Below are 21,879 nucleotides of genomic sequence, written 5' to 3'. Positions count from 1 at the left end.
TCAATCGCGCGGGCGGGTGGCGCGCGGTGGCTCTGCCCCGGTTGTCCCCAACAGCGCCATATCGGCCCAATGGGGCCAGGCAATCACTGCCGGCTGCTCTCCCAGCCAGACCAGGCGCGGGCGACGCGGATCGAGCGCGGGCCAGGTGCCGATCGGCGCGCTGGCCGGAATGCCGCTGCGGGCAAAGGCCAGGAGCGCGCCGGCCATAGTGTCTTCCAGCGCCTGGTCCACCCCCTGCCAATCGCGCGTCACGCGAAACAAGTTGAGCGCGTCGCGCGTGCGCAGCCAATAGGGCACGTCACCGGTGTGATAGGCGCCGACAGTGGCCGGATCATGATCGGAAAAGACCACCCCTGGGGCATAGGGCTGCCGCCGGGCAAAGAGATAGGCATAGACCGGCTGCGTGCCAAAGCGGCGCTGCGCCGCCGCCCAGTCGGCCATCTGCCGCCCGACAGTGGCATCGCGGGCGATATCGGCCGCCGCGCGGGCGGGATCAGGCCCGGCATAGGCCGCCAGGATGGCATCGGCCTCGCCGCCAAACCGCGCCTTGACCGCTGCGGCCAGATCCTGCGCCGTGGTCACCGGCCCCAGCGGGCGAAAGCTTTCGTCGCGGGTATAGCCGATCAGCACGGGCACATCGTTTTGCCCATGGGCGGCAAACACCGCTTCCGCGCGGCCGGTGATCACCTGTCCATCGCGCACGATCGGGCTGCGCGGGCTGGCAGCGGCAATGATGCGGTCACCGGGCAAGGTACGCAGCTGCGCCAGCGAGGTCGCGCCCAGTTCCTGTTGCAGGGCCAGCCCTTGCGCCTCTCCCTCGGCCAGGGGTGCGGGGCCGAGCATGCCGCCAAACGGGCTACCGCTCATCGCCACGGCACGGGCAAACAGACCGCGCGCCATCGGGCTGATCTGCAACAGCGCCACTGACATGGCCCCGGCCGATTGGCCCACGATCGTGACGTTATCGGGATCGCCGCCAAAGCGGGCGATGTTGCGCTTCACCCATTGCAGCGCGGCGATCTGGTCCATCAGGCCATAGTTGCCCGATCCATGCCCGCTTTCGGCCGACAGCGCAGGATGCGCCAGGAAGCCGAGAGCCCCGACGCGGTAGGCGATATTGACGCGCACCACGCCCTCGCGCGCCATCGGCTCTCCCGAATAGTTGGCCATCGAGGCGGAACCGATGTTGAACCCGCCGCCATAGATCCACACCACCACGGGGGCTTTGCCCGCCGCCTTGGCCTGTGGCGCCGGCGCCCAGATGTTGAGGTAGAGGCAGTCCTCGCTCGTCGCCTCGTTGCCGAAATAGTGGTTCTGCAGCGATCCGCGCAGCGGTTGCAGGCATTCGGGGGCATAGCGATCGGTGTGCAACGTGCCGGCCCACGGGACAACCGGCTGCGGCGCGCGCCAGCGCAATTCGCGCAAGGGCGGCGCGGCAAACGGCACGCCCAGCCATGCCTGGATGCCCGAGGGTAGCGCGGTGCCCTCGATCATCCCGCCATCGACGGCGATGGGCGCAGCCTGCGCCGGGGCGGCGAGGCCCAGCGCAAGTGCCGCCAACAGGCGTCGGATCACTTGCCCGTCCCGGCCGGGCCCGGAACCTTGAGCACGCGGTGGAAGAAATCGAACGTGGCATTGAGCGCCTGCATCGATGCGGCGTGGGTTTCGGCCGGCGTGCGGCCGATGAAGCTGTGATCGACATGGGGGATGTAGATCGCCGTGACCGGCACGCCCGCTGCCTTCAACGCCGCCTCGCCCAGGTGCGATTGCGCCACGGGCACGGTCTTGTCTTCCTCGCCATGGATCAGCAGGAACGGCGGGTCTTTCGCGTCGATATAGGCGACCGGGCTGACACTGCGGAGCTTGTCGGCGCTGCACGGGCCATCGCAACCCAGCAGGCGGGCACCGGCCGAATTGCCATCGGGCGTGGCATTCATGCCGGCAAAGTCATAGACGCCGTACCACGTCACTGCGCCCTGCACGCAAGCATCGCCACCGGCGGCCGGATCGAGCGCGGTGTTCTTGCACGTCAGCGCGGTCAACGCGGTAAGGTGCCCGCCGGCAGAGCCACCCCACAGCGCCACGCGCGCCGGGTCGATGGCATATTGCGCGGCGTGCCCGCGCAGGAAGCGCAGCGCGGCATTGGCGTCCTGCAGCTGGGCGGGAAACTTCGCCTCACCCGACAGGCGGTATTCCAGGCTGGCCACGGTGAAGCCTTCAGCCGCGAGCGCAGCAAGCACCTTGGGCCAATCGGCAAAGGCACCGGAATGGCGGGTGTGCCCGGCCATCCAGCCACCGCCGTGGATATAGACGACCAGCGGATGCGGCCCCTTGGTGGCCGGCACATAGATATCCAGCGCCTGCGGGCGATAGCCGGGCAATTGCTGATAGGTCACATCGCGCCAGGCCTTGACCCCGCCGGGAAACGCCACCGGCACCTGGGGAAAGCGATCAGCCAGAACCGGCGCGGCTTCGGTGGGGAAATCGCGCGCGGGTGCCACGGCCGGCGTGGCGAGCAGGGCCAGCAGCCCCAGCGCAGCGGGAAGGCGTGCAAACATCAGGTCTCTCTCCATGGTCTTTGTTATCGTTGTGTCGTGCCGGGCGTGCCCGGCCGGTCAGTCGGGAAAATCGGGCTTGTGGCGGGCCTGGGCGGCCAGGCGGATCGGCGCGTTGACCGCGCCATAACCGGCATAGCCGCGCCGCTCGACCACCTCGAAAAACACCCGGCGGGCAAAGGCGCGGCTGTAGAATTGCAGATATTCGGCCTCGCCATCGCGGTCGTAGAGAATGTCGCGCGCGGCCATGGCCTCGATCAGGTCAGGCTCCAGCCCCCAGCGCGCTTCCAGATCGTCGAAATAGTTGCGCGGGATCGCCAGGCGCGGCAGGCCCTGGGCATGGGCGGCATCGGCCACGGCCACGATATCGTCGGTGGCAAAGGCGATGTGCTGCACCCCGGCGCCGAAATAGTTCTGGATGAAGCGCGAGGTGAGCGATTGCGCCGCCAGCGAGCCATTGAGCGTGAAGCGTACCGAGCGATCAGCGTTTTCCACCGCCTGGCTCTGGATCAGGCCCATCGGATCGGCAATGTCGAGCTGCGGCGTCTTGCCCACGTCGAACAGCGCGACGTAGAACAGCAGCCAGCTGAGGAATTCCTCGTACTGCATGGTCTGCGCAATGTGATCGATCGCCAGGCGCGGGCCGGGCACGGGATCTTCGAGCCGGTGGGGAAATTCGTGGGCCCACATCGCCGCGCGGGTGGCGGCATCGACGAAATAGATCAGGCTGCCACCCACGCCGCGCACGCTGGGGACCGGCCATTCATCGGGCGCCAGCGCCTGGGTGAAACGCGGCACGCGGAGGAAATCGGCCCGCGCCAGTGCGCCGGGCACATCGTCCACCGCCAGGCCCAGCGCGCAGACCGAGGCGCCATGAACCACGTCGAAACTGTGGGCGAGGCCTTCGGGTTCGCAGTTGATCACGATGTTGACCGGGTTTTCCAGCCCCTGCGTCCAGCGCGTCACGTCCTTGCTGCGATGGCGCGCGGTGGGGCGAAAGCCCAGGGGGCGCAGCATCGCCGCCAGATTTTCCGCCTCTTCATGGCTGGCGGCAAATTCGATGAATTCGACCCCGCTGGTCTTGACGCGCGGTGGCAGGCTGGTGGCGCTGGCCGAAGGGCGGGTGATCCCGCCTTCCAGCAGGCGCAGAGCACGATAGCCATCGAGCGCCACCCCGCTGGCCGATCCGGCGCGGAACCGGTCGTTGAAGATTTCCAGGCTCCAATAGCCCTGATAGCCGATCTTGCGGATCGCGGCGGCCCAGTCATCGAGCGGGAAATCGCCCTGGCCGGGCATGGAGCGGAAATGGCGGCTCCACCCCAGGTGATCCATGTCGAGTATGGGGGCGTCGGCCACCTGGACGATGAACAGCTTGTCGGCGCGGATATCGCCGATGCTGGACGAGGGAATCTTGCGCGACAGCGAGTGGAACGAATCCAGCACCAGGCCCAGCGCGGGATGATCGGCATCGCGCACGATGCCCCATGCCTCGCGGTGATCATGCACGTGCCGGCCCCAGGCCAGCGCTTCATAGCCGAGGCGCAGGCCGCGGGCGGCGGCGCGCTCGGCCGCCTCGGTTAGGTCGGCAATGGTCCGCTCGCGGTTGCCATCGGCGATCGGCGAACAGCTGGAGCAGACCAGCAGCAAGTCGGTGCCGAGTTCCTGCATCACGTCGAACTTGCGCTCCAGCCGGTCGAACGCGCGGGCGCGCTGCGGCTCGGGCAGGCCATCGAGATCGCGGAACGGCTGGAACATCGTGCAGGCGAGGCCCAGGTCACCCATCAGTGCGGCAATCTCGCGCGCGGAGAGATGCGTCGAGAGCAGGTCGTTCTCGAAGATTTCGGCGCCGTCATAGCCGGCCGCAGCGATCGCCTGCAGCTTGGCCTCGAGCGTGCCCGAAATCGATACGGTGGCGATGGATGTCTTGAATGCGGGATTCGTCATGGCCGCCTGCCGTTCATTGCCTTTGGTTTCCTGCCCCGACCACGGGCCTATCACGGGCCGCTGCTTGACAAAAGCAAAAATGTTAGGGACTAGTTCGTTACATAAATTGAACTGGCCCGGGGAGCGGAAACGAACCTGCCGGGCCTTGCAACGAGGGACAGGTGCGGCAAGGAAGGGCATACGGCGCAACCAGGATGGTGCCCGCAGCGATGCGGGGCCAGGCCGATGCGCGCGCGATTGCCCAGGAGAGTTCCTTGCCGGAAGACGACGCCCCCGCCCCGCTTGCCGAGGCTTCTGCCGCCACCGCCGCAAAGCCGCCCCGCCGCTCCCGCGCCGAAACGCGCGAGGCCGCGATCAACCAGATCGTGGACATCGCCACGCAGGAATTCGTGGAAAAAGGGCTGGCCGGCGCGCGGATCGACGAGATCGCCGGCAAGGCCACCAAGCGCAAGATCTACTACTATTTCGACGGCAAGGAAGAGCTTTACCGCGCCGTGCTGGAGCGCGCCTATCGCCGCGTGCGCGACAGCGAGGCGCAGGTGGATATCACCACCGGCACTGCCGAGCAGGCGCTGCGCCGCCTGATCGAGCATGACGTGCACTATCACGCGCGCCATCCCGAACTGGTGCGCCTGGTGATGAACGAAAACATCCACCACGCGCAGCATCTCAAGCAGATCACCGAACTGCCCAGCCGCAACCACAGCGTGATCGATATCCTGCGGCAACTGATCAGCCGGGGCGAGGCTGAGGGCAGCTTTCGCGTCGGGATCGACCCGGTCGATCTGCATTTCAACATGACGGCGCTGGCGTTCTACAACGTTTCCAACCAGTTCACCTTTGCCCACAATTTCGGCGTGGACATGACCAGCGATAGCGCGCTGGCCCACCGGGCACGCCAGGTGGCAGACATCATAATCGCCTGGGTGACGCGCAAGGATTGAGCGCCTGACCGTGGCCTGCAAAGGCTGCGGCCGCGCCAGCCTGCACCGTCATCCGCGCATGCGGGAGAGAGACAGGCATGGCCACACCCATCACAGCAAGCGCCGGCACGTGCCCGGCGCAATGGACCCGCACGGGCCTGGCCATCGTGGCCCTGTGCTTTGCCATCAACATGGCCGACGGCATCGACGTGACGATCCTGTCGTTCATCGCGCCGCGCATCCAGGCCGATTGGGCGATCGGTGCCGATACCATGGGCCTGCTGTTTGGCGCCGGCCTGGTCGGCATGGCGATCGGCGGCATGGGCATTGCCCCGCTGGCCGACCGGCTGGGTCGCCGCCGCATCATCCTGGCAGCACTGGGGCTGATGTCAGCCGGGATGGTTGCCAGCGGTTTTGCCGGCTCTGTGCCCATGCTCTATAGCTTGCGCGTGGTGGTGGGCATGGGCATCGGCACGGTGCTCGCAGCGATGGCCGCGCTGGCCGCTGAATCCGCGCCGGCCGCGCAGCGCAACCTGGCGGTGGGCATCGTCCAGGCGGGCTATCCCTTTGCCGCGGTGTTTACCGCGCTGCTGACCGCGCATCTCCTGCCGCTGTGGGGCTGGCACCGCCTGCTGCTGATGGCGGGCGGGTTGACGGTAGTGCTGTTTCCCGCCGCGCTGCTGATCCTGCCGCGCAGCGGTGCAGCGCGGACGGCCGATGGCCCGGCGCGCGAACCGGCAGGGCGGATCGGTGACCTGCTCTCTCCCGCCTTCCGTGCCCGCACGCTCACGCTGTGGGCGGCGGTGTTCTGCGGGCTGATGGTGCTCTATTTCATCGTCAGCTGGATCACCAAGCTGTCGATCGCGGCCGGCCTTTCCGAAACCGACGGCATCTATGCCGGGGCGCTCTACAATTTCGGGGCATTCGTCGGCACGGCGGGGATGAGCATGCTGGCCGTGCGCGTGCCACTGGGGCGCCTGGTGCCCGGCATGCTGGTCAGCGCTGGCGTTGCCATGCTGGTGTTCGGATCGCTCGCCATGCCGGTCGCGGCAACGCTCGCCCTGGCTTTCCTCATCGGGGTCACGCTGCAGGGTGGCTACAACGGCGTGTGGCCGCTCGCCGCCTCGGTCTATCCGGCGCGGATGCGCGCCACGGGCGTGGGCTGGGCGATCGGCCTGGGCCGCGCAGGCGCGGTGATCGGCCCGATGATGGGCGGTTGGCTGATGGCGGCCAAGGCGCCGCTGCCGCTGCTGTTTGCCGCCTATTGCCTGCCGCTGCTGGCCTGCGCCGCCGCCGCATTTGCCGTTGACCGGATGTCTCGGCGCGTTGCGGAATAATTTGACAGGAACTAGTTCGTAACATAAATGAGTCGTCGGAAGGCGAAACGGCAAACGTTCGCCAGGGAGGATGACCATGCGTTTGGAAGGCACTCGTCTCGTGCTGTCCGCGTCTGCGCTGAGCGTGGCCGTGGCCCTTGCAACCCCGGCTCTGGCGCAGGCTGCGCCGCAAGCAAATGCTGCGCCCGATACGGCGCCGGCGGCCGAAGCGGCCCAGCCCGATGTCAAGGAAATCGTGGTGACCGGCTCGCTGATCCAGCGGCCCAACAACACCGCGGTCAGCCCGATCGTGTCGGTCAGCAACGAAGCGATCAAGGCCAGCGGCAACGTCAACCTGCAGGATGCGCTCAACCAGTTTCCGGGCTTCACCCCCGCCGGCAATTCCGGCACCGGCGGCCAGGGCACCGGCGGGCGCGCCTCGGTCAACCTGCATGGCCTTGGCCCCAACCGCAACCTCGTGCTGCTCGATGGCAAGCGCCTGCCGCTCTCGGATATCTCGGGCACGGTCGATACCAACATCATCCCGGAATCGATCATCGGCGGGGTTGACGTGATCACCGGCGGCGCATCGGCCGTCTATGGTTCGGATGCCATGTCGGGCGTGGTCAATTTCAAGACCCTGCGCAGCTTTGACGGGGTCAAGGCCGACGTCCAGAACAGCCTGAGCGAAAAGGGCGACGCCTACAAGTTCTCGGGCTCGATCGCGTTCGGCAGCAGCTTTGCCCAGGATCGCGGCCATGTCATCGCCGCGTTCAGCTATACCGACCAGGACCCGATCAACGGCAAGGCGCGCAGCTTCTTTTCCGACAAGACGCCCTCGTCCTACATCGGCACCGGCACGTTCGTGCCAAACGCCACCAACGCGCCCAATGCTGCCGTCGTGCAATCGGTGTTCGCCGGCTATGGCGTGACCAGCACGATCAACCCGCTGCTCAACCTGGGCTTCAACAACGACGGCTCGCTGTTCGTGCAGACCGGCGCGGTCAACTACAAGGGCCAGACCAACAGCGGCGGCTATGCCCTGGTCGGCGGCAACGTGCGCATGCCGGTGGGCCAGCAGGTCGATTTCATGAACGGCCTCAAGCGCAAGACCGCCTTCATCAAGGCGGACTATGACCTGACGCCCAACCTGACCCTTTATGGCCAGTTCCTGTTCGTCGATCTCAACGTCCACACTGCCAGCGGCAACACGCTGACGCAGTTTGGCCAGCTGACCACCATTCCGGTCACCAACCCGTTCATTCCGCAAGACTTGCGCACGGTGCTGGCCTCGCGGCCCAATCCCACGGCCAATTTCCTGTGGAACGGGCGCTATGTCGGCCTGCCGTACAAGAGCTGGGATGAAGACTATACCGTCCAGCAATACATGGCGGGGCTGAAGGGCAATATTGCCCCGGGCTGGACCTTCGATGTCTATGCCTCGTACGATCAGTCGGTCCACAACCAGACGATGCACAATGCCGTGGTCAAGAGCCGCGTGCAGAACCTGCTGAGCGCGGCCGATGGCGGCAACTCGCTGTGCCAGGGCGGCTTCAATCCGTTTGGCGATGCTAACATGCGCTCGGTCTCGGCTGCCTGTGCCGCCTATATGACCAAGGACGCATTCAGCGCCGAGCGCCTGGGGCAGACCCAGTTCCAGGGCCAGATCAACGGCAAGCTGTTCGATCTGGGCGCAGGCCCGGCGCAGATCGCGCTGGTCGCCGGCTATCGCAAGAACACCTACAACTATCGCCCCGACAGCGACCTGCAGGCGCAGAACCTGGAAGCGGTGACCGCCTCGCAGCCGGCCTCGGGCCGTATCTCGGTCAAGGAACTGGCCGGGCAGATCGACATTCCTCTGGTGGCCGACAAGCCGTTCATCCGCGAACTGGGCATCGGCGCGGCCGCGCGCGTATCGAACTATTCGGTCAGCGGCACGGTGACCAGCTATGAAGCCGATATGCGCTGGCGCCCGACCGACACGATCATGCTGCGCGGCGGCTATCAGCGCGCGGTGCGTGCGCCCAATATCGGCGAGCTGTTCTCGCCGCAGCAGGGCACGCAGCTGGTGATCGGCACCCCGCCCGGCTCGCTCGGCGATCCGTGCGACTATCGCTCCACGGCGCGCACCGGTGCCAATGGCGCCCAGGTGGCCGCGCTCTGCGTGGCGCAGGGCGTACCGCAGGCGGCGATCGGTAGCTATTCGTTCCCCACCACCGCCACCGGGCAGCTGGTGTCGGGCAACATCGGCCTGCGCCCCGAACATGCCGATACGTTCAACGCCGGCGTGGTATTCAACGCCCCGCGCGGCGGCGGTCTGTTCGGCGATTTCTCGTTCTCGGTCGATTACTACAACATCTCGATCAAGAACGTGATTTCCACCGTGCCCGGCCTCACCGTGCTGTCCAAGTGCTACAACCTCGATGGCAGCAATCCGGGCTATGCCGCCAGCAACCCCTATTGCGCGCTGATCCAGCGTGACAGCAACGGGCAGCTGGTCAATGTCGCCACACCCTATCTCAACCTGGGCTCGCTCAAGACCGACGGCGTGGAAGCGCAAGTCAACTGGGCAACCCCGGCGCCGTTCCTGGGCCGCACCGGCAAGATCTATACCACCACCACGGTGGGCTGGCTCCATGCCTACAAGGTGCAGCTGCTGCCCGGCGCTGCGGAAATGAACTATACCAACATCAGCAATGGCGCAGCCAACCCCAGCTCCGTCCCGCCGCGCGCCACGCCGCGGTGGAAGGCGCTGACCACGCTGGGCTATCGCTCTGACAACATGGGCATCGGCCTGCGCTGGCGCTTCCAGAGCGCGATGCAGGATGTCAGTTCGGTGCTCACGCCCAACAACACGCAGGTGGGCATTGCCGCCTACAACCTCTACGACCTGTTCGGGAATGTGAAGGTCGGCAAGATGTTCGAGCTGCGCGCCGGCATCAACAACCTGCTCAACGCCAAGCTGCCCTACGTCGCCAGTTCGCAGAACGGCACCGACGTGGCGCTCTATGACCCCATCGGCCGCTCGTTCTATATCGGCGCGCGGGTTAGCTTCTGATCCACCCTGCCCCGGCGCTGCATCCCTGGTGGTGCAGCGCCGGAGCCTTTTTGCAAAGACACAGGTTTTGATGATCCGCTCCGGGCTTCTTGGTCGCGCCATCCTGGCATCCAGCTCTCCACGCCTGCACGAGGAAGAGGCCCGCGCCCTGGGGCTGGAGCTGACATATGAACTGTTCGATTTCACCCAGCGTGGCCTGACCGATGCCGACCTTGCCGGCGTGGTCGACAGCCTCAAGCGCCAGGGCTTTGCCGGCTTCAACGTGACCTATCCGTTCAAGCAGGCGATCATGCCGCTGATGGATGAACTCGCGCCCAGTGCCCAGGCGGCCGGCGCAGTCAACACCGTGGCGATCCGCGATGGCCGGCTCATCGGGCACAACACCGATATGCCCGGCTTTCGCGACAGCCTGCTGGCCGGGCTGCCCGGCGCGGCACTCGGCCATGTCATCCAGCTGGGCGCGGGCGGCGCCGGTTCGGCGGTGGCCAACGCGCTGCTTTCGCTTGGCGTGGCGCGGCTGGAACTGGTCGATCCCGATGCCGCACGCGCCGGCGCTCTCGCCACTGACTTGGCGGCACGCTATCCCAGCGCCCGCGTGCTGGTCACGCCGCTGGCCGATCTCGATACCGCGCCGGCCGATGGCATTGTCAACGCAACGCCGATCGGCATGGCGGCCAAGCCCGGCACGCCCATCCCCGCCGATGCCATCGCCGCGCACCACTGGCTGGCCGACATCATCTATTTCCCGCTGGAAACCGAGCTGCTTCGGGTCGCACGAAGCAAGGGCTGCCGCGCCATTAACGGCATCGGCATGGTCGTGGGCCAGGCCGCGCTGGCGCTTGGCATCATCACCGGCCACACGCCCGATGCCGAACGGATGAAGCGCAGTTTGGCCTGATCAGCAGCCTAGGCGCGGGCCACCGCGCTCATCAGCTGCTCGGTGGCGAACGGCTTGCGCAGCACTTGCGCATCCGGGCCGGCGACGGCCTCGATCGCGGCAAGATCGGCAAAGCCGCTCATGAACACCACGCGCAGGGCGGGGTGGTGGCGGGCGAGCTTGGCCGCCAGTTCTGCGCCGGTCATTCCCGGCATGGCGAAATCGATCGCGGCCACTTCGGGCAGCGCCTCGCCCGCCTGTTGCGCGCGTTCCAGCAGGGCCAGGGCCGCAGGACCATCGGCCGCCACGTCAACCACATGGCCGTGATCGGCGAGCGCCGCCACCAGCGCACGGCGCAGATCGGGATCATCGTCCACCAGCAAGACCCGCGCCAGGCTGGTGCCGGCGCCGGCGGGCGCGGCCGGCGTATCGTCATCCTGTGCGGCGCTGGCGGTGCGCGGCAGGAACAGGCGCACGGTGGTACCCTGGCCCGGCGCGCTGTCGATCCGCACCGCGCCGCCAATCTGGCGCATGCTGCCATAGATCTGTGCCAGGCCCAGCCCGGTGCCCTTGCCCACCGGCTTGGTGGTAAAGAACGGCTCCATCGCGCGGCGCAGGGTTTCCTCATCCATCCCCGCGCCGGTATCGGCCACTTCGACCATGACATAGCGACCATCAGCAAGATCGGCCGCGCCCTGCGCCAGATAGGGATGCAGCGCGATGGTCAGCGCGCCACCGGCGGGCATGGCATCGCGGCCGTTAACCGCCAGGTTGAGCACCGCCATTTCCAGCTGCGTGGGATCGGCCAGCACCGCCCAGCCCTCGCCAGCCGGATCGGCCAGATGGCAATCCAGGGTGATCAGCGGGCCCAGCGTGCGCATCAGCATCGGGCGCAGGCGCTCGATCACCAGCGCCGGATCGAGCGCCTGGGTGGCCAGCCGCTGCGTGCGGGAAAAGGCCAGCAGCTGCGCGATCAGGTTGGCCGCGCGCTGCGCTGCCTGGCGCCCTTCGCCGGCCAGACGCTCCACCCGCGCGGCATCGCCGCTGCGCCGAGCAATGAGATCGAACGACGCCAGGATCGCGCCCAGCACGTTATTGAAATCGTGCGAGAGGCCGGCAACGAGCTGGCCCATCGCCTCCATCTTCTGGCTTTGCACCAGGGCTTCCTGCGCGGCGCGCAATTCGCTGGTGCGCGCTTCCACGCGGGCCTCCAGCGTGGCGTTCAACTCGCGCAGCTGTTCGGCGATCGCCGCCCGCTCGCTCACCAGGCGGGTGCGCTCGGCGATCTCCTCCATGAAGGCAACGTCGTCGGGATGCCAATCGCGCGTCGTCCGGCTGTTGAGATATACGATCGTGCGCAGCCGCCCTTCGCGCAGGAATGGCACGACCAGGATGGCGCGGGTATCGACCGTGCGCGCGGTTTCCAGGCTGCGCGCGTCGACCCGCGGATCGGCGGCGAACAGATCGCCCACCACCACCGTCTCTCCCCGGTTGAGCGCGGCCACGATGCGGGCGCCGAAATCGGCCGCCGGCATGCGCCCCAGCAGCGGCGGGGCCGTGCCATCGGTCCAGCAGATATCGTAATCGAACACGTCCTCTTCGGCCAGCAGTTGGCCAAAGCCGGTGCGGCTCACCCCGAAATGCTCGCCCATCAGCGCGGCAATCTCGTCCAGCGCGGCGGTGGTATCGTAATCGCGCAAGACATCGGCGATCTTGAGCCGCAGCGCAATGCGCGCCTCGCGCCGGGCGATCTTGTGAAACACCCGCTCCAGCCAGGCTGCGCCCAGCGCGATGGCCAGAATCAGCAGCGTGATCGTGGCGATCAGCACGGCCAGAAACGTCTGGCCGATGCCGCTGGTGGCCATGTGCGCGTGCGCCGCGCTGTCCATGGTGATCACAGCAGCATGCATGCCGGCATAGTGCATTCCGGCAATCGCCAGGCCCATCAGCCCCGCCGCGCCCAGACGCATCCCCAGTGCCTGGTCCCGAGCGGCAAACCACAGCGCCGCCGTGGCCGCACCGATCGCGATCAGCACCGAAATGCCCACCCACAGCCGGTCATAATGCATGGTGCCGGGCATGCGCATCGCCGCCATGCCCACGTAATGCATCGCCACCACGCCCAGACCCATCAACAGCCCGGCCGAGGCGATGCGCCGCGATGACAGGCCGGTGCGGCCCAGCGCGGCAAAGCCCGCGCCGGTAAAGCCGATGGCGATGGCCAGCGACAGCAGCGTCAGCCCCAGGTCATAGCCCATTGCCATGCCCGGCACGCGAAACGCCAGCATGGCCACGAAATGCATCGACCAGATGCCGCCACCCAGCGCAATCGAGGCCGCCGCCAGCCACACCCGGCGCGCCCAACCCTGGCCCACGCGCACCCGGCCCGCCAGGCTCAACGCGGTGAACGAGGCGAACACCGCGATCAGAATCGAGAGAATGACCAGATTGGCCTCGTGCGTTCCGGTCGTGTTCATGGCCCCCCTGCTCCCACAGAACCGCGACCCCGGCAATCCCATCATGGTGGCCATAAAGGGACATGCCGCGGTGGCGGATCGGGGTGCGCAACGCACGGGCCGGGCTTTGGTGCCCGCAATCAATCCCGCGTGGTTGCGCGCGCCTTGAGCCGGGCATGGATCGCCTCGGCCTCGTTGCGATCAGCCAAGGGCACAGGCCCTTGCGCCAGGGCATGGGGTGGCGGCAAACGCAGGCCTTGCGCCGCGATGCCGCGCGCCAGCCCCAACCGCCGCGCCAGGGCGGCGCGCGGCGCGTCGTGGCCCTGCGCCAGGCGATCGTAATCGACAAAGCATTGGCGCGCCGCCACCGTGGCCGGCTGTTCCAGCAGATGGCGATAGACCCCGCACCAGGTGCGCAGCCAGAATACCAGCGTATCGGGATCGCCCGCAACCGGCGCACCGGTGGGCAGGCAGAACGGGCGCTGGTGCACGCCGAATTCGTGATGGCCCAGCCAGCGCATGTAATCGGCGCGAAAGCGGTCGCCCGCCGCCAGGGCGCAGGCGCGGCGGTGCTGGGCCAGCAGGCTGGCGGCCTGTTGCAGCGGATCACGAAACGGATGGACCAGCACCGCGCCGGGCAGCGGGGCCAGCGCGCCCACGCGCAGCACATTGGCGTTGTTCTTGGACAGGTAGCGCCCCTGCCCGCGTGCGAGGCAGACCAGCGCCATCATCTGCCCGAATGCAGCGAGCGTGGCGGCATCGGGCTGGTGCGCGCACAGCCCGCGATCGGTGTGGTAATCGGGCCCGCAGTGCAGGCGCCAGAACACCTCCTCGATCGCCTCTGCCGTATCGAGATCGTGTTCCAGCCCATCGCCATGGCCGCGCGGCGTGCGCGCCAGCCGGCGCCGATGGCGTGCCACCAGCCCGGCCCAGGTGTTGGGCGCCAGGGGAAACGGCATGTCGGCATAGCGCAGGCTGGCGAAGTGATCGGCCGCCTCCAGCCGCTGCATCAGCACGGTGGTGCCCGCCCGCGCGAGGCCCGCCACGAAGACCGGGGGGCGCAGTGTTAGTGAGCCGGCCGCACGCCCGAACCGCGCGCGTTCGAGGTCAAAGCTCAGGTCCAGCGCGGCTCGGCTGCCCAGGGCCAGCCGATGCAGCAGCCGGTCAAGCCGGCGATAGGCGGGCGCGCCGGCCGGCGGCACCGGCGCGGCTGCGGGCAAGGGCAAATCGGACGAAGGCAAAACATATCCCCGCAACAAGAATGGCCAGGCGCACCAGCGGATCAAGCAAGGCCGCAGTGGTCGGCACGCCCAGCTGCGGCCCCAGGCTCAGCGCCAGTGCCAGCGGCAGGGCGGCCAGGGCCAGTGCGCCCCCGGCCACGAGCGAACGGCCCATCAGGTGGATGGCCAGCAGCCGCGCGGCGCGTTCCTTCCAGCAGTCAGAAGCGCGGCGCCGCGCGAGGACACGCAGCGCACGCCGGCCCGCAAGGCCCAGCGCGGCAAAGCGGCGCAGCACGCCCCAGCGCCGCACCAGGTGCAGCGTGGCCAGCAGCGCGCCGGCCAGAACCAGCGCGGCGGCGATCACCGCCGGCCAGCTCCACCACCGCGCGCGGCCTTGCGCGCCAGGCGGATCAGCCGCTTGACCGGATACCACACGAAGGCCAGCAGCCCGAGCAGGATCGCCCCGACCACGCCCAGCGCGGTAGAGGCCGCGCCCAGGCCCAGGCCAGGGCCGACATAGGCCTGCGCGGGAACGGCGGTGGCGGCCAGCAACAGGATCGCCGGCAACAGCAGGCGCGACGCGGGGGCGATCGGCAGAACGGTCATTCGCATCGGGCATTCTCCGCAGCTTGGATGCCGATCTTGTCGGCGACGGGATCGATGTAACGGGTCCAGCGCAGCTCGAACCGGTTGCGGTCAGCGTCGGCGCTGATGAAGTTCCAGCGCACGGTGCCATCGGCGGCCAGGCGCACGACGCGGCCCAGTTCGGTCTCTTCCACCATGGTATCGCCACCGGGCAGCGGCGTGGCACGGCCCTGCGCGCGGGTGTGGATGTTCAAATCGCGAAAGGCGCGGGCCAGCGGTTCGCTCACCTGGTCGGTGGCGAAATCATAGACCAGCATGCGGTTGGTGCCGTCGGGTTCGGCCTGTTCGGGCTGGTCCCAGGCAAAGCGCCAGTGGTTGTCGAACACCGAGATGCGGTGATCATCGAGCACGCTGACATCGTGCTGAAACCGCCAGGGCAGGCCGCGGCTCCACACCACCTTGCCGGTGGATGGGCGATAGAGCAGCAACAGCGACAGGTTGCGCAGGCTGATCAGCAGATCGCCCGATCGCCAATAGGGGCCATCGCCCGGCACCGGCTGAATATCGTTGAGGTGGATGGGATCATCCGAATAGGGGCGGCCGCGCCAGAGCTGGCCCATATTGTTGGCATCGAGCAGGTCGATCACGGCAGTGCGGCCGAGCACCTTGCCCGCAGCGGTCAGGTGCATCAGACCTTCGTCGGCAAATTGCGGGCCAAGGCCGGGGCGCGTGGTGCGCGGCAGGCGATAGGATGCCCACAGCGTGCCATCTGGCGCACGTTCCAGCGAGTGGTGGAAGATGCCGTCGATCATCCATTCCGGCCGGCCGCAGGCATCGATCCGCACCAGGGGCGATGTATCGTGCACGATCAGCCCGCCATCGGGCATCAGCATCGGATGCATCGCCATGAAGCGCTGGTTGGTCTTGTCCCGCGCCAGATCGATCAGCGCCGAGCGGAACGTGGAATGCGCCAGGATCGCGGCGATGTCCGGGGCATAGGTGCGCACCACCTGGCCATCGCGCAGCCGCAACAGCTGCACCACCCAGCGCCGCCGCGCGGTATCGAACACGGTCAGCAGGATATAGCCGGGATCGACAAAGCCGGGCCGGCGCCACAGGCCGCCGGGCAGCGGCTCGTAAGGTTGGCCGATCGTGGGGTGATAGGGCAGCAAGGCGCCCGCGGCGCGCCCGACGGTATCGGGAATGCTGGCCACCTGTACCGCCAGTTCGCCCAGCGCGCCATGGCGGCGCGGCGCCAGCAGCACGAACCCGAAGCCCAGCAGCACCAGCGCGCCCAGCGCCAGGGTCAACCCCAATGCCCACAACGGCACCGGGCGGCTCATCAGGCGCTCCCACCGCGATGGCGCCGGGGCGCGCGGTGATGGGGCAACAGGATCAACAGGCAGTGCAGGTATTTGGGGCAACGCCGGGCGGTTCATGGCCACGGCATCTAGCGCGCAGTTGTATCACCGCAATTTCGCCGGGCTACAGGCCTGCAATCTTTACTGACACAGTGAAACATCAACAGCGACGGGCACATCCAATAGGGATGAAATAGTATTTTGTATCAAGGCAATGCCGCAGAAGAAAGGCCATGCTGCAGCCCGTGGGACTGCGGCATGGCCATACAACTTGTTACAAAATTGCCGTCCGGCGTCAGGCCGGCAGGCTGACCGCGTTGATGATGTGCGCCTGGGTATATTCGAGCAGGCCGGCCTCGCCCAGTTCACCGCCCAGCCCCGATTGCTTGACACCGCGGAACGGGATGGCGGGGTCGATCGCCAGGTGCTGGTTGACCCACACCGTGCCGGTATCGATCCGCCGCGCCACGTCCATCGCGCGGGCCACGTCCTTGCCCCAGACGGTGCCACCCAGGCCGTAATCGCTGTCGTTGGCGCGGGCGATCACATCGTCCACGTCAGAGAACTTGAGCACCGGCAACACGGGGCCGAACTGTTCTTCGCGCACCAGCGGCGCATCGTCATCGAGATCGGCGACGATGGTCGGCGCGATAAAATAGCCCGGCCGATCGAGCGGCGCGCCGCCGGCCAGCACGGTGCCGCGTTCGCGCGCATCGGCCAGCAGGGCGGAAACCTTGTCGAACTGCATCTTGTTCTGCACCGGGCCGATCGTCACGCCCTGGCGGGTGCCTTCGTCCACCACGGCGTCCTGCGCCAGGCGGGTGATCTCTTCCAGGAATTCGTCATAGACGGTTTCGTGCACATAGGCGCGCTTGATCGCCACGCAGACCTGCCCGGCATTGACCATGGCGCCCTGATAGACCTTTTCGGCGGCCAGCTTGGCCGGCATGTCATCCAGCACGATCGCGGCATCGTTGCCGCCCAGTTCCAACGTCACGCGCTTCACCCCGCTTGCGGCCGAGGCCATGACCTTCTTGCCGGTCGCGGTCGATCCGGTGAAGGCCACCTTGGCCACGTCGGCATGGGTGGACAGCGCGCCGCCCAGATCGTTGACATCGGCAATCACGTTGACCACGCCCGGCGGCAGGATCTGCGCGATCACCTCGCCCAGCAGCAGCGTGGTAAGCGGGGTGGTGGGCGCAGGCTTGGCCACCATGGTATTGCCAGTGAGCAGGCACGGGCCCAGCTTGTTGGCCAGCAGCACCACCGGGAAATTCCACGGCGTGATCGCGGCACACACGCCCAGCGGGGTGCGATGCTCGATCACCGTGTTGCCGCCATCCTCGCGCAGCACCTTGTCGGTCACGCGCATGCCGGCAAAGGCCTTGAGCACGAAATAGGTGGCCATCATCTCGCCACGCGCCTGGTCCAGCGGCTTGCCCTGCTCGGCAGTCAAGAGCTGCGCGAAATCCTCCAACCGGGCGTGCACCGCCTCGGCCAGCTGGTCGATCAGCGCGGCGCGATCATCCTGGCTGCGCGCCGCCCAGGCGGGAAACGCGCGCTTGGCAGCGGCGACCGCAGCATCGAGCTGGGCCATGTCAGCCCGTGGCGCCTGGGCCAGCACGGTTTCCGTCGCGGGGTTGATTACGTCGAACGTGGCCGCGCCGGGCACCAGCTGGCCATCGATCAACAGGCTGAATTGCTTGTCCATAGGGGGATTTCCTTTGCCGTTGAGGCTATAGTGGGACGCGCTCAGGGAATGCGCAAGATGGGCTTGACCACATGGCCGGCCTCGCCCTGGGCGATGGCATCGGCAATGTCGGCAAACGCGAAGAAGCGCACCAGGCGATCGAACGGAAAGCGCCCGGCGCGATAATGGGCCAGCAGTTCGGGGATGAACGTCTGCGGATCGGCGCCGCCTTCCACCACCCCGCGGATCACACGCCCGCCGCTCATCAGGAAAGTCGCATCGGCGGCGATGTCACCCGGGCCATAGGCGCCCACCAGCGCCATCTGCCCGCGCGGGGCCAGCGCTGCCATCGCGGCGTTGACCACGTCGGGCCGGCCGGTGGTGTCGATCACGCAGTCAAACCCCTGCGCCAGGCCAGCGCTGCGGGCATGATCGGCCAGGCTGCCGGCGCGCGCGTCAAAGCCATGGGTGGCGCCCAGTTCCTGCGCCAGGGCAATGCGCGCGGGGTTGATATCCACCGCCGCGACCACGCCCGCCCCGGCAATGCCGCAGGCCATGATCGCGGAAAGCCCGACCGCGCCGGTGCCGATCACCGCTACGCTGGCGCCGGGGCGCGGGCGCAATTCATTGAGCACGGCGCCAGCCCCGGTCTGGATGCCGCAGCCCAGCGGGCCAAGCAGATCGAGCGGCAGATCTGCATCGACCTTTACCGCATTGCGCGCATGCACGATGGCATGGGTGGCAAACGACGATTGCCCGAACACGTGGCTGTGGATCACCGCGCCTTCGGGCGTTGCCAGCGCCGTGGTGCCATCGCTGCGGCTGCCGCCAAAGTTATAGGCAAACCAGTCGTGGCAATAGGCCGGGGCATGATCATCGCACGAGGGGCAGTGGCCACACGAATCAAAGCTGAGCACGACATGATCGCCCGGTGCCAACCCGGTCACCGCCGTACCGACCTGCTCGACCACGCCAGACCCTTCGTGCCCCAGCACCACCGGAAACGGCAGCGGCAGGTGCCCATCGCGCAGCACCATGTCGGTGTGGCACACCCCCACGCCCACCAGGCGCACCACCACCTCGTCTTCGCGCGGATCATCGAGCACGACCGGCTCGATCACAGGCGGCGCGCCGGGCTGGCGGAAAACAGCGGCATGGGCAGCAGTGGGCATGGGGGCGTATCCTTGCAGTGAAACGGCAATCACGGGGTACAAAAAGAAGCGCCGGACCGGGGGATTTTCGTGGAGGAAGCGGCCCGGCGCCAGTGGGTGGATCGATCAGAACTTGAAGCCGGTGCGCAGATACCATTCGCGCGGACGGTTATAGCTGCCAAAGATCGCGCCGGCCGAAAGGTTGGTATTGCCGCTGACGAGATAGCGGGTGTCGGTCAGGTTGGTGCCACCCACGGTCAGCGACCAGCGATCGCCGGGCGTGTTGTAGGTGAGGCTGGCGTTGATCATGTCGTTCGTGGGCCGGCGCAGCAGCAGGGTGCGGGCAATGTCATTCCACACCGGCGTGGTGTGCGTCCAGTCGGCCAGCGCCACCACGTTGCCCCCGTTCGCCAGGTTGAATTGATAGCGCGGCGACAGGTTGATCTTCCAGTTGGCCGTCTTGGGCAGCGGCGCGCCCAGATAGATGCCCGCCTGGATGCCCGGGATCGTGCCGGCATTGACCAGCGCGGCGGGATCGATCTGGGTATAGTGCGCATCGATATAGCCGACCGAGCCATTGATGGTCAGGCCGGTAACCGGCGCCAGCACCATTTCGGCCTCAACCCCCTTGATCCGCGCGCGCCCGGCGTTGGCGATCGTGGGCGAGGTGCCGATCTGGATATTGAGCTGCACCCCTTCATAGTCGGTGGTGAAAGCGGCCAGGTTCAGCTGCAGCTTGCGATCGAGCAGGGTCGATTTCACCCCCACTTCCCAGGTCGTGGCCTTTTCCGGGCCAAAGCCGGGCGCCACATTGCCCTGCGGGTTGGTCAACCGCGTGGTCCAGCCGCCGGTCTTGTAGCCCTTGGACCACGAACCATAGACCATGACGCGCTCGGCGGGATAGAGCTGCACCCCGACCTTGGGCGAGAAGTTATTGAAGTTCTTGTGGTTTACCCCAGGGGCATAGACCTGCACGGGATTGGCCGGGTTGGGATAGCCGATGCCGTTCTGGCAAGAGACCGGCGCCAGCGGGAACGGCCCGTTCGGCGTGACATTGCCATTGGCATCGCTGCATCCGAACAGCTTGTAGTTGAAGCCGTTCAATTCCTGCTGGCCGCCTTCGAACTGCTTGGCTTCGTGCGTATAGCGGCCGCCCACTGTGATGCCCAGAATCTCTACCGGGCGATAATCGACCTGGCCAAAGAACGCATAGTTTTCGGTGTTGAAACGGTTGGGGCCATCCACCTGCACCAGGCCTTCGTCAAAGGTCACGTAATCGTGCAGGCTGCCCTTTTCCTTGAAGTAGTAGCCGCCCAGCACATAGTTCAGCTTCTTGTCGAGCGCCTTGCCCAGGATCTGCACTTCCTGGCTGAACTGCCACTGGTTCTGCTGGAACGACAGCTCGAGGAACGAGAGCGGCGAGCCATCGGCATCCAGCCCGGCGCGCCAGTGCGTGTTGCGATAGGCGGTGATGGACTTGATCGTCAGGTCATCGCTCACCTGCGCCTGCACCGTTGCGCCCAAGCCCCAGGTCGTCAGCTTGTTGAAGCTGGGCCCGGTGGCATAGCTGGTGTCGGGGTCTGCGGTGACGAAGCGGGAATCCCAGGGCAGGCGATCGTTGGTGGGATCGCCATCCACGTTCACGCTGGCCAGCGGGGAAAGCCGGCGGCCGAACTGCGTGCCGCGCGCGCCGCACAGCGCCTGGGCATTGCGCGCGGCGATCTGCTGCGCGGTTGAGCCGATGCAGAAGTTGTAGAGACCGGAAAACAGGAAGCCGGTGTTGCCCGAGGCCGACAGCGCCGTGCCGGGCAGGTTGTCGGTGCCGGCAAATGGCCCAGGCAGGTTGAGCGCCGCCAGAAGCTTGCTCGCCTGCGAGGAACTGTCCTGCCGCGTCCAGTCGCCGGTGAGCGTGGCCGTGATCGCGCCGCCATTGTCCCACTTGAGCTTGCCGCGCAGCGAGGCGGTATTGTCGCCGCCTTCGCGGCTGGAGCTGGCATAATCGGCGTGGTTGAAGTTCAGGAACGTGTCGGAATTGCTCGCGCGCTGATCGGGATAGGGAATGCGCTTCAGGAACCCCTCGCGGTTGGTGACGGCAAAGGTCACCGACGAAAACAGCGAGGGCGCCAGCGGCACGTCCACCGTGCCGCGCACCTTGACGAGGTTGTAGCTGCCGGTGGTGGCGTCGATCGAACCCTTGAATTCCTTGCCCGGCTCGTGCGTGACGATCGAGATCGCGCCGCCGATGGTATTGCGCCCGAATAGCGTGCCCTGTGGGCCCTTGAGCACTTCCACGCGTTCCACGTCGGGTAGGTCCTGGTTGGCGCCCACGGTGCGCGCCAGATAGACGCCGTCGAGGTAGATGCCCACGCCCGGATCGATGTTGAACGCAAAGTCATCCGAACCGATGCCACGGATCGTGGCCGACAGTACGGCCGAAGAACCCGAAAACGGCGTGCCGCCATCGAGGTTGACGTTGGGCGCCAGGGCCGAGAGCGACGCCACGCTGGTCACCGCGCGCTCCTTGAGCGAAGAGGCGGTGAACGCGGAAATCGCGATCGGCACGTTCTGGACGTTCTGCGCGCGCTTTTGCGCGGTGACGACGATTTCCTGAATGCCCCCCTGCGGCGCGGCGGCCGCAGTATCAGCCGGCGACGCGGCATCCTGGGCATGGGCCAGGCCGGGCACGGTGGTGGCCACGGCCAGGGCCACCAGGCTCGATCGAGTGAAAACCTGCGGCATCCTG

15 protein-coding genes are annotated in these 21,879 nt (G+C 67.1%); 4 read left to right on the top strand and 11 right to left on the bottom strand.

Annotation, left to right across the window (positions count from 1 at the left end; genetic code table 11):
* Genes C8K14_RS01305 through C8K14_RS01295 form a run of 3 tightly spaced genes read right to left on the bottom strand, consistent with a single transcriptional unit; the run spans position 1 to position 4,499 of the window.
* The gene (locus tag C8K14_RS01305; RefSeq protein WP_107715373.1) at positions 1 to 1,575 is read right to left on the bottom strand and encodes a carboxylesterase/lipase family protein; all 1,575 of its coding nucleotides are present in this window, start codon (positions 1,573 to 1,575) and stop codon (positions 1 to 3) included.
* On the bottom strand, positions 1,572 to 2,558 hold the full coding sequence (locus C8K14_RS01300) for an alpha/beta hydrolase (RefSeq protein ID WP_107715372.1): 987 nt from the start codon (positions 2,556 to 2,558) through the stop codon (positions 1,572 to 1,574). The genes C8K14_RS01305 and C8K14_RS01300 overlap by 4 nt, the downstream gene beginning before the upstream one ends.
* Before the next feature lie 57 nt (positions 2,559 to 2,615).
* The gene (locus tag C8K14_RS01295; protein WP_107715482.1) at positions 2,616 to 4,499 is read right to left on the bottom strand and encodes a bifunctional sugar phosphate isomerase/epimerase/4-hydroxyphenylpyruvate dioxygenase family protein; all 1,884 of its coding nucleotides are present in this window, start codon (positions 4,497 to 4,499) and stop codon (positions 2,616 to 2,618) included.
* 209 nt (positions 4,500 to 4,708) lie between these two features.
* Between C8K14_RS01295 and C8K14_RS01290 the strand changes: the two genes are divergently transcribed.
* The 4 genes from C8K14_RS01290 to C8K14_RS01275 all read left to right on the top strand — a co-directional run bounded on the left by C8K14_RS01290 (position 4,709) and on the right by C8K14_RS01275 (position 10,694).
* Positions 4,709 to 5,443 (top strand): TetR/AcrR family transcriptional regulator, encoded by a 735-nt coding sequence (locus C8K14_RS01290; RefSeq protein ID WP_233250840.1) that lies wholly within the window; start codon positions 4,709 to 4,711, stop codon positions 5,441 to 5,443.
* Positions 5,444 to 5,520: 77 nt separating this feature from the next.
* Positions 5,521 to 6,759: an MFS transporter gene (locus tag C8K14_RS01285; RefSeq protein WP_107715371.1), complete on the top strand. Its 1,239-nt coding sequence runs from the start codon at positions 5,521 to 5,523 to the stop codon at positions 6,757 to 6,759.
* Positions 6,760 to 6,835: 76 nt separating this feature from the next.
* On the top strand, positions 6,836 to 9,796 hold the full coding sequence (locus C8K14_RS01280) for a TonB-dependent receptor domain-containing protein (protein WP_233250839.1): 2,961 nt from the start codon (positions 6,836 to 6,838) through the stop codon (positions 9,794 to 9,796).
* Between the two features lie 70 nt (positions 9,797 to 9,866).
* On the top strand, positions 9,867 to 10,694 hold the full coding sequence (locus tag C8K14_RS01275) for a shikimate dehydrogenase (RefSeq protein ID WP_107715369.1): 828 nt from the start codon (positions 9,867 to 9,869) through the stop codon (positions 10,692 to 10,694).
* A gap of 8 nt (positions 10,695 to 10,702) precedes the next feature.
* Here C8K14_RS01275 and C8K14_RS01270 read toward each other — a convergent pair whose 3' ends face one another.
* The 8 genes from C8K14_RS01270 to C8K14_RS01235 all read right to left on the bottom strand — a co-directional run bounded on the left by C8K14_RS01270 (position 10,703) and on the right by C8K14_RS01235 (position 21,875).
* The gene (locus tag C8K14_RS01270; RefSeq protein WP_158271845.1) at positions 10,703 to 13,150 is read right to left on the bottom strand and encodes an MHYT domain-containing protein; all 2,448 of its coding nucleotides are present in this window, start codon (positions 13,148 to 13,150) and stop codon (positions 10,703 to 10,705) included.
* A 119-nt stretch (positions 13,151 to 13,269) separates the two neighbouring features.
* Entirely contained in the window at positions 13,270 to 14,349 is a 1,080-nt protein-coding gene (locus C8K14_RS01265) for a sulfotransferase (RefSeq protein ID WP_107715367.1), read from the bottom strand.
* The gene (locus tag C8K14_RS01260) at positions 14,294 to 14,713 is read right to left on the bottom strand and encodes a hypothetical protein (RefSeq protein ID WP_107715366.1); all 420 of its coding nucleotides are present in this window, start codon (positions 14,711 to 14,713) and stop codon (positions 14,294 to 14,296) included. Before C8K14_RS01260 ends, C8K14_RS01265 begins: the two co-directional genes overlap by 56 nt.
* Entirely contained in the window at positions 14,710 to 14,961 is a 252-nt protein-coding gene (locus C8K14_RS01255; RefSeq protein ID WP_199223629.1) for a hypothetical protein, read from the bottom strand. Before C8K14_RS01255 ends, C8K14_RS01260 begins: the two co-directional genes overlap by 4 nt.
* A complete protein-coding gene (locus C8K14_RS01250) occupies positions 14,952 to 16,277 on the bottom strand; it encodes an arylsulfotransferase family protein (protein WP_022675177.1) in 1,326 nt (441 codons plus the stop codon). Before C8K14_RS01250 ends, C8K14_RS01255 begins: the two co-directional genes overlap by 10 nt.
* Before the next feature lie 313 nt (positions 16,278 to 16,590).
* Positions 16,591 to 18,006, bottom strand: coding sequence for an aldehyde dehydrogenase family protein (locus tag C8K14_RS01245; protein WP_107715365.1), 1,416 nt, complete (start codon positions 18,004 to 18,006; stop codon positions 16,591 to 16,593).
* A gap of 41 nt (positions 18,007 to 18,047) precedes the next feature.
* Positions 18,048 to 19,157: an NAD(P)-dependent alcohol dehydrogenase gene (locus C8K14_RS01240; protein WP_022675175.1), complete on the bottom strand. Its 1,110-nt coding sequence runs from the start codon at positions 19,155 to 19,157 to the stop codon at positions 18,048 to 18,050.
* A 105-nt stretch (positions 19,158 to 19,262) separates the two neighbouring features.
* Positions 19,263 to 21,875 carry a TonB-dependent receptor gene (locus tag C8K14_RS01235; RefSeq protein WP_107715364.1) on the bottom strand — a complete coding sequence of 871 codons (2,613 nt, stop codon included), beginning with the start codon at positions 21,873 to 21,875 and terminating at the stop codon, positions 19,263 to 19,265.
* Between the last annotated feature and the right edge of the window lie 4 nt (positions 21,876 to 21,879).

The organism is Novosphingobium sp. GV079, assembly GCF_003058045.1.
Classification (GTDB): Bacteria; Pseudomonadota; Alphaproteobacteria; order Sphingomonadales; family Sphingomonadaceae; genus Novosphingobium; species Novosphingobium capsulatum.
Note: the sequence above shows the minus strand (reverse complement) of the source record. Positions and strands in the feature narration are given on the sequence as shown.

Bases quoted from the DNA above. Each gene is read 5' to 3' on its own strand.
- C8K14_RS01240 (WP_022675175.1), bottom strand. From the start codon at position 19,157: ATGCCCACTGCTGCCCATGCCGCTGTTTTCCGCCAGCCCGGCGCGCCG.
- C8K14_RS01250 (WP_022675177.1), bottom strand. From the start codon at position 16,277: ATGAGCCGCCCGGTGCCGTTGTGGGCATTGGGGTTGACCCTGGCGCTG.
- C8K14_RS01275 (WP_107715369.1), top strand. From the start codon at position 9,867: ATGATCCGCTCCGGGCTTCTTGGTCGCGCCATCCTGGCATCCAGCTCT.
- C8K14_RS01290 (WP_233250840.1), top strand. From the start codon at position 4,709: ATGCGGGGCCAGGCCGATGCGCGCGCGATTGCCCAGGAGAGTTCCTTG.
- C8K14_RS01270 (WP_158271845.1), bottom strand. From the start codon at position 13,150: ATGAACACGACCGGAACGCACGAGGCCAATCTGGTCATTCTCTCGATT.
- C8K14_RS01255 (WP_199223629.1), bottom strand. From the start codon at position 14,961: ATGCGAATGACCGTTCTGCCGATCGCCCCCGCGTCGCGCCTGCTGTTG.
- C8K14_RS01280 (WP_233250839.1), top strand. From the start codon at position 6,836: ATGCGTTTGGAAGGCACTCGTCTCGTGCTGTCCGCGTCTGCGCTGAGC.
- C8K14_RS01295 (WP_107715482.1), bottom strand. From the start codon at position 4,499: ATGACGAATCCCGCATTCAAGACATCCATCGCCACCGTATCGATTTCG.
- C8K14_RS01235 (WP_107715364.1), bottom strand. From the start codon at position 21,875: ATGCCGCAGGTTTTCACTCGATCGAGCCTGGTGGCCCTGGCCGTGGCC.
- C8K14_RS01300 (WP_107715372.1), bottom strand. From the start codon at position 2,558: ATGTTTGCACGCCTTCCCGCTGCGCTGGGGCTGCTGGCCCTGCTCGCC.
- C8K14_RS01245 (WP_107715365.1), bottom strand. From the start codon at position 18,006: ATGGACAAGCAATTCAGCCTGTTGATCGATGGCCAGCTGGTGCCCGGC.
- C8K14_RS01285 (WP_107715371.1), top strand. From the start codon at position 5,521: ATGGCCACACCCATCACAGCAAGCGCCGGCACGTGCCCGGCGCAATGG.